The organism is Pseudomonas fluorescens (assembly GCF_902497785.1).
GTDB lineage: Bacteria > Pseudomonadota > Gammaproteobacteria > Pseudomonadales > Pseudomonadaceae > Aquipseudomonas > Aquipseudomonas fluorescens_BO.
In genome coordinates, this window is the sequence record NZ_CABVHK010000018.1 from 13756 (window position 1) to 28518 (window position 14763).

At 60.0% G+C, this 14763-nt stretch carries 10 protein-coding genes; 4 read left to right on the forward strand and 6 right to left on the reverse strand.

Annotation, left to right across the window (positions count from 1 at the left end; all coding sequences use genetic code 11):
• Window positions 1-48: 48 nt before the first annotated feature.
• Window positions 49-207 carry a DUF3309 family protein gene (locus F8N62_RS24305; RefSeq protein WP_174602692.1) on the reverse strand — a complete coding sequence of 53 codons (159 nt, stop codon included), beginning with the start codon at window positions 205-207 and terminating at the stop codon, window positions 49-51.
• A gap of 279 nt (window positions 208-486) precedes the next feature.
• Between F8N62_RS24305 and F8N62_RS24310 the strand changes: the two genes are divergently transcribed.
• The 3 genes from F8N62_RS24310 (at window position 487) to csrA (ending at window position 2029) form a co-directional block, all read left to right on the forward strand.
• Window positions 487-1302, forward strand: coding sequence for an SDR family oxidoreductase (locus F8N62_RS24310; RefSeq protein ID WP_150713053.1), 816 nt, complete (start codon window positions 487-489; stop codon window positions 1300-1302).
• 65 nt (window positions 1303-1367) lie between these two features.
• A complete protein-coding gene (locus F8N62_RS24315) occupies window positions 1368-1700 on the forward strand; it encodes a YnfA family protein (protein ID WP_150713054.1) in 333 nt (110 codons plus the stop codon).
• A gap of 143 nt (window positions 1701-1843) precedes the next feature.
• The gene (gene csrA, locus F8N62_RS24320) at window positions 1844-2029 is read left to right on the forward strand and encodes a carbon storage regulator CsrA (protein ID WP_150713055.1); all 186 of its coding nucleotides are present in this window, start codon (window positions 1844-1846) and stop codon (window positions 2027-2029) included.
• A gap of 5 nt (window positions 2030-2034) precedes the next feature.
• On the opposite strand, the gene F8N62_RS24325 is transcribed toward csrA, so the two are convergent.
• The 4 genes from F8N62_RS24325 to F8N62_RS24340 all read right to left on the reverse strand — a co-directional run bounded on the left by F8N62_RS24325 (window position 2035) and on the right by F8N62_RS24340 (window position 7345).
• Window positions 2035-2262, reverse strand: a complete 228-nt coding sequence (locus F8N62_RS24325) for a YheU family protein (RefSeq protein ID WP_003199186.1) — start codon at window positions 2260-2262, stop codon at window positions 2035-2037.
• Between the two features lie 206 nt (window positions 2263-2468).
• Window positions 2469-3659 (reverse strand): osmoprotectant NAGGN system M42 family peptidase, encoded by a 1191-nt coding sequence (locus F8N62_RS24330; RefSeq protein ID WP_150713056.1) that lies wholly within the window; start codon window positions 3657-3659, stop codon window positions 2469-2471.
• A 161-nt stretch (window positions 3660-3820) separates the two neighbouring features.
• Entirely contained in the window at window positions 3821-5569 is a 1749-nt protein-coding gene (gene ngg, locus F8N62_RS24335) for an N-acetylglutaminylglutamine synthetase (protein ID WP_150713057.1), read from the reverse strand.
• 3 nt (window positions 5570-5572) lie between these two features.
• On the reverse strand, window positions 5573-7345 hold the full coding sequence (locus F8N62_RS24340) for an N-acetylglutaminylglutamine amidotransferase (protein WP_150713058.1): 1773 nt from the start codon (window positions 7343-7345) through the stop codon (window positions 5573-5575).
• Window positions 7346-7891: 546 nt separating this feature from the next.
• Between F8N62_RS24340 and F8N62_RS24345 the strand changes: the two genes are divergently transcribed.
• Complete coding sequence (locus tag F8N62_RS24345; protein ID WP_224791408.1) at window positions 7892-12643, forward strand: NEL-type E3 ubiquitin ligase domain-containing protein; 4752 nt, start codon at window positions 7892-7894, stop codon at window positions 12641-12643.
• Here F8N62_RS24345 and mnmC read toward each other — a convergent pair.
• Entirely contained in the window at window positions 12604-14619 is a 2016-nt protein-coding gene (gene mnmC / locus F8N62_RS24350; RefSeq protein WP_150713060.1) for a bifunctional tRNA (5-methylaminomethyl-2-thiouridine)(34)-methyltransferase MnmD/FAD-dependent 5-carboxymethylaminomethyl-2-thiouridine(34) oxidoreductase MnmC, read from the reverse strand. The two genes, F8N62_RS24345 and mnmC, sit on opposite strands and share 40 nt — an antisense overlap.
• Between the last annotated feature and the right edge of the window lie 144 nt (window positions 14620-14763).

Genomic DNA, 14763 nt, shown 5'->3' on the forward strand with positions numbered 1-14763 from the left:
AAAAAAGAGGCCCTTATCAAGGGCCTCTTTTTTTTGCCTGTCAGCTCTTTATATCTTGCCGAGTAACAGCAGGATCAACAGCACCACCAACACCACGCCGATGATACCCGACGGACCATAACCCCAACTTCTGGAGTGTGGGAAGACCGGCAGGCCGCCTACCAGCAGGAGGATCAGAATAATGATTAGAATTGTGCCCATGTCTATTTCCTTGTTGGAAGTGTTCTGGAGTTACCTGGCGTTAAACGGTCAGCTGGAATGCCATAAACCCAAGCTGCTTACAAAGTCCGACTGTTGCATATGAAAAAAAATTCCAAGTTTTTTTAATGTTTTTCGGAGAAAGGCTTATTTCTTTTTTGCACTGCTAGTTGGTTCGGGCGCTTCCAGGGTTTGCTTGGGCCATTCAGCAATCTGATGGAGCGTGGGTCGGGCATCGTCCTTCGCTACACTCGATGCATCTTCCCCGGAACAACAAGGCTGTTTGCTATGCAAAATCGCATGATGATCACTGGCGCGGGCTCGGGCCTGGGTCGCGAAATCGCGCTGCGCTGGGCGCGTGAAGGCTGGCAACTGGCCTTGTCGGATGTCAGCGAACCCGGTTTGCAAGAGACGCTGAAAATGGTTCGCGAGGCGGGCGGCGATGGTTTTATCCAGCGTTGCGACGTGCGCGATTACAGTCAGCTGACGGCCTTCGCTCAGGCCTGTGAAGTCAAACTCGGTGGCATCGATGTCATCGTCAACAACGCCGGCGTCGCCTCGGGCGGGTTCTTCAGCGAACTGTCGCTGGAAGACTGGGACTGGCAAATCGCGATCAACCTGATGGGCGTGGTCAAAGGCTGCAAGGCGTTCCTGCCGCTGCTGGAAAAAAGCAAAGGCAAGATCATCAACATCGCGTCGATGGCGGCGTTGATGCAAGGTCCGGCGATGAGCAACTACAACGTGGCCAAGGCAGGTGTTGTGGCACTGTCCGAAAGCCTGTTGATTGAACTGGCGCAGCAGGAAGTCGGCGTGCATGTGGTGTGTCCGTCATTCTTCCAGACCAATTTGCTCGACTCTTTCCGTGGCCCGACACCGGCGATGAAAGCCCAGGTCGGTAAATTGCTGGAAAGCTCTCCGATCACGGCGGCCGACATTGCCGACTACATCTATCAGCACGTTGCCGCAGGTGAATTCATGATCCTGCCCCACGAACAAGGGCGCATGGCCTGGGCGCTCAAGCAAAAGAATCCGCAACTGCTCTACGATGAAATGATTGCCATGGCCGATAAAATGCGCGCCAAGGCCAAACAAAACGCAGGCTGATCTTGCTCGCGGGTAACGCCGTCGATAGGGTGGCCGCCATCGGTCATCCTCGCGAGACGTTTTGAATGCTCAATTACCTGTGGTTCTTCCTGGCCGCGCTATTTGAAATCGCCGGCTGTTTTGCCTTCTGGATGTGGTTACGCCAGGGCAAAAGCGTCTGGTGGGTCGTGCCGGCACTGCTCAGCCTGACCCTGTTCGCGCTGCTGCTGACCCGTGTTGAAGCGACCTACGCCGGGCGCGCTTATGCCGCGTACGGTGGCATCTACATCGTTGCATCGATTGGCTGGCTGGCAGTGGTCGAACGAATTCGTCCGTTGGGCTCGGACTGGATCGGCGTGGCGCTCTGTGTGATGGGCGCGAGCGTCATCCTGTTCGGCCCGCGGTTTTCCGCTTCCTGAGCGTTCTTTCACTGTTTGTCAGACGTTTCCGAAAGATACGTTCGCGCCGAGCTGTAGGGCGGGACTGATTTGCCTTCATCGCATTGAACGCCAGCCGCGCGCCGGGCATCTTCAGGGCTCGATAACCCTGAAGGACGATTGCCATGCTTGTACTCAGCCGCGTTGTGGGCGAAATGATTTCCATCGGTGACGAGATTTCGGTGCGTATTGTGGCCGTCAATGGCAACACCGTGCGCTTCGGCGTCGAAGCGCCGCGCAGCGTCAACGTGCACCGGGCCGAAGTCTATGACCGCATCCAGGTCAAACTGGCGAAAACCAAGGAGCGTTGAGCGTTTCAGTCGAATAGATGCTTGGGCACATCATGTTTGAGCATCAACTGGCACTGCTCGCTTTCCGGGTCGAAGACAATCAGCGCCTGGCCCTTGGTCAAGGCCTGGCGAACTCGCAACACGCGGGTTTCCAGCGGCGTGTCATCGCCATTGTCCGTGCCGTCACGGGTCACGAAATCCTCGATCAGGCGGGTCAGGGTGTCGACTTCAAGTTGGTCGTGGGGGATCAGCATAGGCACCTCGGGGAAACAATGGCGCGATGCTACGGCGAATGATGGATTGCGGCTAGCCTTCGCTGATGTGTTGCCGATCCACCGCCATCGCGGGCAAGCCCGCTCCCACAGGTATCACGTCGATCACAAAATTTCTGATCGGCACGTCCCCTGTGGGAGCGGGCTTGCCCGCGATGACTATCGACCGGACAACCCAACATCCCGGATCAGCTATCCGACCGCTGCCCCACCAGACTGTCCACCGACGGCACCCGGGTATCGCTTTCCATCTGGGTGTCGTGCTCGATCTGGTGACTGAACCGGTCCAGCGAACCCTTGGCCGGTTGGGCATCGCTGGCGAACACCGGCGGGCTGAGGATGTAGGCGCCCAGCAATCGACTGAGGGCGGCGAGGCTGTCGATGTGCGTGCGTTCGTAACCGTGGGTCGCGTCGCAACCGAAGGCGAGCAGGGCAGTGCGAATATCGTGGCCGGCGGTGACCGCCGAATGGGCATCGCTGAAGTAATAGCGGAACAGGTCGCGGCGCACCGGCAACTCGTTGTCGCTGGCCAGCCGCAGCAAGTGCCGCGACAGGTGATAGTCATAGGGGCCGCCGGAATCCTGCATCGCCACGCTCACTGCGTGTTCGCTGGAGTGCTGGCCGGGGGCAACCGGCGCGATGTCGATGCCGACGAATTCGCTGACGTCCCACGGCAAAGCCGCTGCGGCACCGCTGCCGGTTTCCTCGGTGATGGTGAACAGCGGATGACAGTCGATCATCAACTCTTCGCCGCTGTCGACGATCGCTTTGAGCGCGGCCAGCAGTGCGGCAACGCCGGCCTTGTCGTCGAGGTGACGGGCGCTGATGTGGCCGCTTTCGGTGAACTCCGGCAACGGGTCGAACGCGACGAAATCGCCGACGCTGATCCCCAGCGAATCGCAATCGGCGCGAGTCGCGCAATAGGCGTCGAGGCGCAGTTCGATGTGATCCCAGCTGATCGGCATTTCATCTACGGCAGTGTTGAATGCATGCCCGGATGCCATCAGCGGCAACACGCTGCCGCGGATCACGCCGTTGTCGGTGAACAGGCTGACGCGACTGCCCTCGGCGAAGCGGCTGGACCAGCAGCCGACAGGGGCCAGGGTCAGGCGACCGTTGTCTTTGACTGCGCGAACCGCCGCACCGATGGTGTCGAGGTGCGCGGAGACAGCGCGGTCGGGGCTGTTTTTCTTGCCCTTGAGCGTGGCGCGAATGGTGCCACGGCGGGTCATCTCGAACGGGATGCCAAGCTCTTCAAGGCGCTCGGCGACGTAACGCACGATGGTGTCGGTGAAGCCGGTCGGGCTCGGAATGGCGAGCATTTCCAGCAGGACTTTTTGCAGGTAGTTGAGGTCTGGTTCGGGGATTTTGCTGGTCATGGAAACTCCTGATGAGTGAAGAGCATCGATGGTTTCGATGAGGGGAGGAATTTGTGGTGCCTTTGAGACCGCCATCGCTGGCAAGCCAGCTCCCACATGGACCGCGCACAACCTGTGGGAGCTGGCTTGCCAGCGATGGCGTCCGTTCAGGCAGCATCCATCTACTGGGCGGCTGCCTGACTGTGCGGAAACAGCAAATCCACAAACCGCTCAGCCGTCGGCTGCGGTTCATGGTTGGCCAGGCCGGCACGCTCATTGGCTTCGATAAACACATATTCCGGCTGATCCGCCGCCGGCACCATCAGGTCGAGCCCGACCATCGGGATATCCAGCGCCCGCGCCGCGCGCACCGCTGCATCGATCAACGTCGGATGCAGGATAGCCGTGACATCTTCCAGAACACCGCCGGTGTGCAGATTGGCCGTACGCCGTACGCACAGATGCTCACCCGCCGGCAGAACGCTGCTGTAGTCGTAGCCCGCGGCCTCAAGGGTTCGTTCGGTTTCAGCGTCGAGCGGAATCTTGCTTTCGCCGCCGGTGGCCGCCTGCCGCCGCCGACTCTGGGCTTCGATCAGTGCCCTTACCGAATGCTGCCCGTCACCCACCACCTCGGCGGGCCGGCGAATCGCAGCGGCGACCACTTCAAAACCGATCACCAGAATCCGCAGGTCCAGACCTTCGTGGAAGCTTTCCAGCAGCACCCGACTGTCGAACTGTCGGGCCGCTTCGATGGCTTGCTGGACCTCTTCGATGGTCTTCAAATCCACCGCGACGCCCTGACCCTGTTCGCCATCCAGCGGCTTGACCACCACCCGTTCATGCTCATCGAGAAACGCCAGGTTGTCGTCGGCGTTACCCGCCAGCTGCTGCGCCGGCAGATTCAGCCCGGCATTCTTCAATGTCTTGTGGGTCAGGCTCTTGTCCTGGCACAAGGTCATGCTGATGGCGCTGGTCAGGTCGCTCAACGACTCGCGACACCTGACCCGCCGACTGCCATGCACCAGCGTGAACAGGCCGGCTTCGGCGTCATCGACCTGAACTTCAATGCCGCGCCGATGCGCTTCATCGACAATGATCCGCGCATACGGATTGAACTCGGCTTCGGGGCCGGGGCCAAGAAACAGCGGTTGATTGATCCCGTTCTTGCGCTTGATCGCAAAGGTCGACAGGTTGCGAAAGCCGAGCTTGGCGTAAAGGCTTTTCGCCTGACGGTTGTCGTGCAGCACCGACAGGTCGAGGTAACTCAACCCACGGCTCATGAAGTGCTCGATCAAATGCCGCACCAGCACTTCGCCGACGCCGGGCCGCGAACAATGCGGATCGACCGCCAGGCACCACAGGCTGCTGCCGTTTTCCGGATCGTTGAACGCCTTGTGATGATTGAGGCCCATGACGCTGCCGATAATCGCGCCGCTGTCTTCGTCTTCGGCCAGCCAATACACCGGGCCGCCGAGGTGCCGAGGGGTCAGCAGACTGGCGTCGATCGGCAACATGCCGCGCGCCTGATAAAGGTGGTTGATCGCCTGCCAATCCGCATCACTTTGCGCCCGACGAATGCGAAAGCCGCGAAACACCCGGGTCGCCTGCCGATAATCGCTGAACCACAGACGCAAGGTGTCGGACGGGTCGAGAAATAGCTGCGCCGGCTCCAGTCCCAATACTTGTTGGGGCGCCGCGACATACAGCGCGATGTCGCGCTCGCCCGGCTGTTCGTTGAGCAACTCCCGGGCGAGGCTTGCCGGGTCGGGAAAGGTGTGACCGATCAGCAATCGGCCCCAGCCGCAATGCAGGGCAATCGGCGCGGCGCCCAGTTCGCTGCCGTCTTCGGCCAGCCGCGCCTGCAAGCGTTCGTAGGAAGGCGTCTGACCGCGCAGCAAGCGTTGGCTGTACGCCGTGGCGTGAGGTTTCATCGGTCAGATTCCTTGTTCACTGAGCCACAGGTTCAGCGCTGCCAATTGCCACAGCTTGGAGCCGCGCAACGGGGTCAACTGGCCTTGTGGATCGGTCAGCAAGCGGTCGAGCATGGCCGGGTTGAACAGGCCGCGATCCTGACTGGGATCGAGGAGCAGTTCACGCACCCAGTTCAGCGTGTCGCCTTGCAGATGCTTGAGACCCGGCACCGGGAAGTAGCCTTTTTTGCGGTCGATGACTTCGCTCGGAATCACCAGGCGCGCGGCTTCTTTGAGCACTTGTTTGCCGCCGTCCGGCAGTTTGAATTTGCCCGGCACCCGCGCCGACAATTCCACCAGTCGATAATCCAGAAACGGCGTGCGCGCTTCCAGGCCCCAGGCCATGGTCATGTTGTCGACGCGCTTGACCGGGTCGTCCACCAGCATCACCGTGCTGTCCAGCCGCAACGCTTTGTCCACCGCCGCATCGGCCCCGGGCTGTGCGAAGTGTTCCTTCACAAAATCCCCGGCGGCGTCATTTGCCGTCAGCCATTTCGGCTGCACGGTGGCGGCGTAATCCTCGTAGCTGCGGTCAAAAAATGCATCGCGATAAGCCGAGTAGGGATCGTCGGCGCCGTCTACTTGCGGATACCAGTGATAACCGGCGAACAGCTCGTCCGCACCCTGGCCGCTCTGCACCACTTTGCAATGCTTGGCCACTTCGCGGGACAACAGATAGAACGCGATGCAGTCATGGCTGACCATCGGTTCGCTCATGGCACGGAACGCTGCGGGCAGTTGCTCGATGATCTCTTTTTCGTCGATGCGCAGTTGATGGTGCTGCGTGCCGTAATGTTTGGCGATCAGATCCGAATACTGAAACTCGTCACCGCGCTCGCCGCCGGCATCCTGGAAACCAATGGAGAAGGTCGAGAGGTTTTCCACGCCGACTTCCCGCAACAGACCGACCAGCAAGCTCGAATCGACGCCACCCGACAGCAGCACGCCGACATCCACTGCCGCCCGTTGACGGATCGCAACCGCGTCACGGGTACTGTCGAGCACGCGGTCGCGCCAGTCTTCGAGTGTCAGATTCATCTCGTCGGCGTGTGGGCCGTAGGGCAGGGTCCACCAGGTTTTCTGCTCGGTGCTGCCGTCCGCTTCAATGCGCATCCAGGTCGCGGGCGGCAGTTTTTCAATGCCGGCCAGCAAGGTGCGCGGCGCGGGGACCACGGCGTGGAAATTCAGATAATGGTTGAGCGCCACCGGATCGAGGATCGGGTTGATGTCGCCACCCTTGAGCAGCGCTGGCAGCGCGGAAGCAAAGCGCAGGCGCTGACCGGTACGCGACAGGTACAGCGGCTTCACGCCGAGACGGTCGCGGGCGATGAACAGGCACTGGGTGTCGCGTTCCCAGATGGCGAAGGCGAACATGCCATTGAGTTTTGGCAGCAGTGCCTCGCCCCAGGCGTGATAACCCTTGAGCAGCACTTCGGTGTCGCCGCCGGAATAGAAGGCATACCCGAGGTTTTCGAGCTCGGTGCGCAATTCCGGAAAGTTATAGATCGCGCCATTGAAGGCCAGGGACAACCCCAGCTGGTTGTCGACCATCGGCTGCGCCGAGCCGTCCGACAAGTCCATGATTTTCAGGCGGCGATGGCCCAGGGCAATCGGCCCCTGGCTGTGAAAACCCCACGCGTCAGGGCCGCGTGGTGCCAGGTGATGGGTGATTCGTTCAACGGCTGCAAGGTCCGCAGGTTGATGATCAAAGCGTAACTCGCCAGCTAATCCGCACATAAAGTCCTTACCGGTTTTTCCGTTGGGGAGGGTCTATCGGCACCGCGCCAAAAACGCGGGTACTCAGAAACTGACCCGCCTCGGTAGTGGGAGTTTTAGATCGATAAGTTATAAGCGGGGTTTTCCTGTGGGAGCGAGCCTGCTCGCGATGGAGGTCAACGATAGCGCGTGGTCTCTGAATGAACGCAGTGTCCAGTCGCTTTTCGCGAGCAGGCTCGCTCCCACAATGGATTGATATTCAGGCCATGCACAAACGCACAGTGCGCAGGCGGTAATTAATGATGGAACGCATAGGAGTAACTGCTTGAATGCGCCGCTGTTCGATGCGGTTTTCGAATTATTAATTGCCGGCCGGGCTTCATAGACTGAGCGCCTCATAACGCAATAAGGATATTGCTCATGCTGGCCCCCAAAACTACGAGTACTGCCAAGCCCTTCACATCCGCAGACCGCCTGGCCGCCTTGCTGGAACACACGGGAGATCTGGACAAGGCCGAAGTGCTGCACAAGTCCATTCCGGACTGGTTGAGCGCGGCCGACCTGAGTGTGGTTCAGGCGCTGAACACCGCCCTTGCACAGTCGCAACTTGCCCACACCAAGGCCTCGGAGGTCCTCGCAACGCTCAAGCCGATGGATGTGTTCTGCAATGAGGAACTGACAAAGTTGCTCAAGGAAAAATGGAAGGTCGACGTCGATGTCGAGAGGGACACCCTGGACATCGTTGAAAAATTTGCCGCAGGGACCGGCGTGTTGCCGTTCGGCTACGAGAGCTACATCACCACGACGCCGAGCAGCCTGTTGCACGCGGCCATGGAAAACTTCACCTCCGCTCAAGCCCTGTCCGGCGGTATTCCCGGCGACTCCCTGATCAAGATCAACGCGCACCCTCAGACAGCACCTGAGATAACACCCACGAAATTCGCCGCGCTCTGTCGCGACCTCGACCTGGGTAACCGCTACCAGCGGCACATTTTCGAAGTCCTGGCGCCCCCGGCTACCACTACCGGCAATGGGGTGGCAGGTGCTGCCGCGACCGCCACTGACATCCTCCGGTTGAAGCGTCTGGACATGCAAGTCGCCGCCCACATGGCCTACTTGAAAAAAGACATCAGTCGCGCGGCTTACACGACCTTGCTGAAGATCATCGAACAGGATGTTCCGGCGGCTCAGGTCAAGGATGCGCTACTTGATGACGCACCGTTGATCTGGCAAGGCGTGATGATTCATGACATTTGCCTGGTCGGCGCGCTGGTATTCAGCAAGGTTTCCATTGATACCGAGACGAAGGCCAAGTGTCTGGTCTACATGCCGAATGAACCCCGGCGTCCTTTTTATGAATACGCCTCGCTCGATGAGTTCAAGGTTTATCTTGCGTTGCACCTGCAAAGCGCAAGCTACAGAAAACGCTTCACCGAGCTGTTCCTTTTCGGCAACGACAAGATCGATTTTTTTAGCCACTTTGACAAAGACAAGGTGGTCGGTACGCTCAAGGCCCTGCCTGCCAATGCCTCCGTGGCCTACTTTCTCTACAGCGCGTTTGTCAGCAAAACTCAAAAGGATGCGCGGATTCTCGCGGTCCCGACCGCAGACGTCGATGAACAACAAAGGGAGAAGACCCTTCAGCTGTTGCTCGACGGCGGTCTCCTGCTGTTGAACGCGGCCGCTTTTTTCGTCCCTGTGCTCGGCCAGCTGATGCTGGTGACTGCCGCCTTCGACATTGTCAGTGAGGTGTATGAAGGTGTCGTTGACTGGACACACGGCGAGCGCAACGAGGCGCTGACCCATCTGCTCACCGTTGTGGAAAACGTCGCGCAAATGGCGGCTTTTGCGGCGGGTGGCAAAGTTGTATCAGCCCTCAGCAAAAGCGTGAAAGAGCAGGTGGCGTTCTACGATGGTTTCGAGGCTGTCACGCGAGCGGATGGCAACACCAGGTTATGGAAACCCGACCTGGAACCCTATAAACAAACCTCGACACTGCCAGCCGACGTAACGCCCGATTCACAAGGGCTCTACCGGCATGCCGGACACACTTCAATCGTCATGGACGGGGCGCCTTATCGCGTCGCGCGCAAGTCGGCGGAGTCGGCATGGACCATCAATCATCCTCTGCGAACGGAGGCATTCCAGCCGGCCGTCGAGCAAAACGTCGAAGGTGGCTGGCGGCACGTCCATGAGCATGCGCACGAGTGGCACGATGCCGGTTATGCGCTGGAACGCGCGAGTCCGCGCCTGAGCGATCTCGATGTTGACCTGGAACCTTTTGCCGACATCACCGAGCTGTCGACCGACACGCTGCACCATATGCATGAAAGCAACCTCAAATTACCGCAGCGACTGAACGACTGTCTGGAGCGCTACACCCTCGACCAGTCAATCACCGAGATGATCGCGGCGATGGAGCGCGCAGAGACGGAAAACACAGACTTCCTCCAGGAGCAGTTGCACACGCTGCCGAGGCTGCCGGGCTGGCCGGAGGATCGTTTCATTGAAGTGCGCGACGAGAAAAACCTGGTGCTGTCGCGCTTCCCCGAGACAGCACCGCACAACGACGACATCAACAGTGTGCACGTCAGTCAGAAACAACTGGATTCGGGAGAATTGCTCGATACCGTCATCAGTGGCCTCTATCCGCAAGAAGTCGAGGGCATGATCGGGAGTACGATCACGATCAAGGAATCGAAATCGCACCTGTTGGCGAAGAAAATCGCGGCCAGCCTCAAGAGCAATCGCCAGCCGCTGCGCGACTGGCTGTATAAAAACCACGACGGCACTGCCACGGGTGATGTCGCCGCGCTGCATGAAAAGGCCCCGGACCTGCCCACCCGCGTGTGTCAGGAACTGCTCGAGAATGCCTCTTGCCGGGATCGCAGTTTTCTGCGTGAGCGCAAGCTCCTCGGCATTGATCTCACCCGGCAAGTCAACGAGGCCCGGGCCGCGATCCGGCGGGACCGGGCGCTCACCGGATTGCGCTTCCCGCAACTGGCCAATGCCGACTCCGACAGACTGGCACTCGGGCTGATGGACCGGGTGCAAGGCTGGAATGACGGCTCTCGACTTGAACTGCGCGAGGGCTCGGCGACCGGCACCTTGCTCGACAGCGTGGGCGCGGCTGATTCGCTGTCGCCGGACGTCATCGTCAAGACGACCTCGGGTTATCAGGTCAACCGAAGCGTGGGCAAGGTGTCTTCCACGCTGAAGAGTGAAACGTTGCCCCAGGCGATACTCGATGCATTGCCGGCCACCCGACGTACCGGCATGGGTTTGACTGGCGAGGATGCGCTGGACATTGCAACGCTACGAGCACGGTTGACGAGGGCCGGTGCCGGCGATCCGGAGCATACCGGTCGGCTGCTCAGGGGGGAGCGCATTGATAAAGCCAACTACCTCTCGGCCTGCGTCCAGGCGGATCCTCCCGCGCCGGGTTCTTATTCAAGGGCTTTGATTCGCAGGGTCAGAAAACTCTATCCGCAGTTTACTGATCTTCAGGTGTCGTCGTTTCTGGACGAGGCCGGCACCACCTTGACCTTGCGGGTCAATCGAATCAGGGAGCTTGAGCGGCAATTAAAGACCTTCCTCGGCGTGCTGCGGACCTGGCGCGAAGATGAAGTGGAAATGAATAAGCTACCGGGGCCACTCAACGATATCCGGGTCAATCGACGCCAGGTGGCCAATGTCCTCGAAAACTGCTGGCGTCGGGTCGCGCATCCGCGTTGGCCGCGAGGCAAGCCCGTTGACACGCTCACGCTCGAGCGCAACCCGTCGGGTCAGTTGCCTACACTGTCCGAACAGGATGTCGCGCATGTCCGCAACCTCTCCATCAAGCACATGGAGGCGGGCGATAAGCTGGCGTATTTCCTTAGACCGTTCAAAGGCCTTGTCAGCCTGGAACTGGACAACAATCAACTCACACGATTGCCCGAAGCAGTGTCGCTCATGCCCAACCTTGAGCACTTGAGACTGGACGGTAATCAGTTGCAGCTGACCGAGCACACGTTGCGCAAGCTCACCGCGATGAGCAATCTGCGCACGCTGGGGCTCAGCGGCAATCAGTTGGGTGCGACGGTGGATGTGAGCAAAATGCTCGATCTCAAGGAACTGTTCCTGAGCGATACCCATGCCACGGAATTGCCCGTCGGGCTTGCTCGTTTAACCCATCTGGACATCGCAGACCTGAGGAACAACCAGATCCAGGTGCTGCCGGACTGGCTGTTTCAAAAGCCTCGGCAATTTGTCGAAGCGATCGACCTGACCGGTAACACGCTAGCCGCAGTAAGTCTTGCAAAGGTGCAAGCGTACTACGACCGCACGAGCATCGGGATGGGGCTGCTGAAAACAAAGTCAGCCGTGGCGCTCACTGAGCAAAGGGCTCGCGACCTGTGGATGTCGAAATCGGCGGAAGAAAACTACGCCAGTCGTAATCGCACATGGGTGGCGCTGAAGAACGAGCCGGATTCAATCGGGTTTTTTCGATTGCTGGCGGACATTGGAGGCACGAAAGATAACATCCACTGGCACGAAGAAATGACCCGGCGAGTCTGGAGTGTGATTGACGCCACTCAGACTGACGGGGCGTTGCGCGATCAACTGCTGGCAATGGCCGTCAGAGCCAATTGCGACGATGCGGCGGCGACGATTTTCAGTAACCTTGAAGTCGCGGTGGACCTCGATACCGTGGTTCGGCAGGCCGCCAATGCCCATGAGAAGGCCGCTCTCCTGTTACAGCTGGGAAAGCGTTCATTCCGCCTGGATTATCTGACGAAAATTGCCGGGGAAAAGGCCTTGGCCGATAAAACGCTTGATCCGGTGCAGGTCGAGTTGGCCTACCGCATCCAGCTGGCCGAATCGCTCAAGCTCGTCGGGCAACCCAAAGCCATGCACCGTCAAGATCTTGGCAAAGTCACGCAAGCAGACCTGACGAACGCCACCACCAGAATCACCGCCGCCGAACTCTCGCCTGAACTGTCGAATTACATCAGCGGGCGCACGTTCTGGAGAGATTTTTTGCGTGAGCACTTCGCCAGCAAATTCACTGCGCTTGCTGCGCCTTTTCACGTGCGGCTGGAGGCGGCGACCGAGCGTCACGAGCAGCGAAAGAAGCCGGCCGCTGAAGGCGAAAAGCCGCTCGTTGATGGCGACAAGATGCCTGCTGAAACCGAGCAGACGCTGGCCGAACACTACAGGACGGAGGCCGACGCCATCGGCGATGAACTGAAGATCGCTGAAGCAGATCTCTTCACAGATCTGACCAAAACGTTTATTCAGGCTGACGCGTTAGGGGTGTGTTTTGCGTTCGATTGACCCCCTCGAATCAATTGACGCAGCGCAAAGCGGTTTGGATGACAGGCCTCGGCCACTGCTCTGGGCAAGGGCAGCGGTTCGTCATCCAGCCAGGCCGCCAGCAATTCACCGGACAACGGCGCGGTAATCAGCCCTCGCGAACCGTGGCCGCTGTTGACGTATAAACCATCCAGCCAAGGGCAGGGGGCGTCCGGTACTTGCCGGGCATCCTTGCTCAAGGCGCGGTAGGCCTCGGCAAACGCCGGGGTGTCCGCCAACGGGCCGACAATCGGCAAGTAATCCGGGCTGGTGCAACGGAACGCGGCTCGTCCCTCCAGTGAGTCGGGTTGCAGGTTGTCGGCGCCCAGGCGCAGGACCAGATCCCGGGAGATTTCTTCGAGCATCTGCACATTGCCGGCGTGCTCGGCGACGGTCGGTGTCAGGTCATCGTTGTTGAAATCGAAACTCGCGCCCAGGGTGTGTTCACCCAAGCGTGCCGGCGCTACATAGCCTTCGGCGCAGACCACCGTGCGCAATGCCTGGCTGTCCGGTGTTTGCGGCAGGCGGGTGATCTGTCCGCGAATGCGTTTGAGCGGCAGCTCGCTGCTGTAGGGGAAACGCTTGATCTCGGCAGCGCCGGCCAAGACCACCACCGGGGCACAGGCCAGTAAAGTCTCGCCATCCCAAGCCTGCCAACCCCCCTCTGCACGGCGCAGTTCAACCACATCGTGATGGGTCATTATCTCGATGTCCGGATGCGCGGCCTGGCGTTGGCACAACGCCGGCGGATGCACCCATCCGCCTTCGGGGTAAAACAGCCCGCCCCATTGCAGGTCGATGCCGGCTCGCGCTTCGGCCTGTTCTTTCTCGAGTGTGTGCAGCAAGTCGGCGGGAAACGCCTGCGCCAACTGCGCCTGACGCTCAGCTTCCTTGGCGTTGAACGCCAGTTGCAGCACGCCGCAATCGTCCCAGTCGAGGCCCCGTTGCAACGACTCCAGCAAGCGCCGGGTGTGACCGAAACCGCTGACAATCAACTGCGACAACGCCGTGCCGTGAGCGGACAACTTGAGATACAGCACTCCCTGAGGATTGCCCGACGCTTCCTGCGCCAGCGCATCGTGACGTTCCAGCAGACTGACTTGCCAACCCCGCGCCGCGAGGCTGGCAGCGGTGGCGCAACCGGCCAGGCCGGCGCCGACGACCAGTGCGCGACGTTCGCCGGTCAATGGCGTCGGGCGCGCAAACCACGGTTTGGCGGCGAGGGGCGCCGGAACGTCTGCAGGCCAGCCGAGGAACACACCACGCAGAATTTCCCATTTGTGGCCGATGCCCGGCGTGCGTTTCATTTTAAAGCCCGCCGCATTCAGCAAGCGGCGCACCCAGCCGGTGCTGGTAAAGGTGCTGATGGTCGAACCGGGCGCCGCCAGCCGGGCGAGCTCGGCAAACAGCTCGGCGGTCCACATGTCGGGGTTTTTCGCCGGGGCGAAACCGTCGAGAAACCAGGCATCAATCTGCGCATCGAGTTGCGGCAACTGCTCCAGTGCATCGCCGATCAGCAGGGTCAACGTCACACGACCGTTGTCCAGTATCAAACGCTGGAAGCCTGGATGGATCGCCACATACTGCGCCAGCAACTGGTCAGCAAACGGCTTGAGTTGCGGCCAGAGCGCCAGCGCGCGTTGCAGGTCAGGTGCACTCAGCGGGTATTTTTCGACGCTGACGAAATGCAGCCGCGCACCGGCCACCGCCTGCTGCTCGAACAACTGCCAGGCACAGAGAAAATTCAGCCCGGTGCCGAATCCGGTCTCGCCAATCACCAGCCGCCCACCCGACGGCAACGCCGCAAAACGTTCACCCAGCGCGTTCTGTTCGAGGAACACGTAGCGGGTTTCGTCCAGCCCGGACAGGTCGGAAAAATACACATCATCGAACACCCGCGAACGCGGGAGACCTTGGTCGTCCCAGTCGAGCTGGGCGTGGGGCAGTACAGGTTTCATGGCAGGCTCGGCAACGGCAAGGCGGCCATTCTAGCTGATCGCCGGGGCGCTGCTTGATCCATGGCAAGACGGGGGAAGGTGCGCGTCTTCAAAATAGCGCAGACGGCAAAAGATCGCAGCCTTCGGCAGCTCCTACAGATGTAC

What these genes read in the sequence shown, in the direction of transcription:
- F8N62_RS24310 (WP_150713053.1), top strand. Translation starts at nt 487, where the DNA reads ATGCAAAATCGCATGATGATCACTGGCGCGGGCTCGGGCCTGGGTCGC.
- F8N62_RS24315 (WP_150713054.1), top strand. Translation starts at nt 1,368, where the DNA reads ATGCTCAATTACCTGTGGTTCTTCCTGGCCGCGCTATTTGAAATCGCC.
- csrA (WP_150713055.1), top strand. Translation starts at nt 1,844, where the DNA reads ATGCTTGTACTCAGCCGCGTTGTGGGCGAAATGATTTCCATCGGTGAC.
- F8N62_RS24325 (WP_003199186.1), bottom strand. Translation starts at nt 2,262, where the DNA reads ATGCTGATCCCCCACGACCAACTTGAAGTCGACACCCTGACCCGCCTG.
- F8N62_RS24330 (WP_150713056.1), bottom strand. Translation starts at nt 3,659, where the DNA reads ATGACCAGCAAAATCCCCGAACCAGACCTCAACTACCTGCAAAAAGTC.
- ngg (WP_150713057.1), bottom strand. Translation starts at nt 5,569, where the DNA reads ATGAAACCTCACGCCACGGCGTACAGCCAACGCTTGCTGCGCGGTCAG.
- F8N62_RS24340 (WP_150713058.1), bottom strand. Translation starts at nt 7,345, where the DNA reads ATGTGCGGATTAGCTGGCGAGTTACGCTTTGATCATCAACCTGCGGAC.
- mnmC (WP_150713060.1), bottom strand. Translation starts at nt 14,619, where the DNA reads ATGAAACCTGTACTGCCCCACGCCCAGCTCGACTGGGACGACCAAGGT.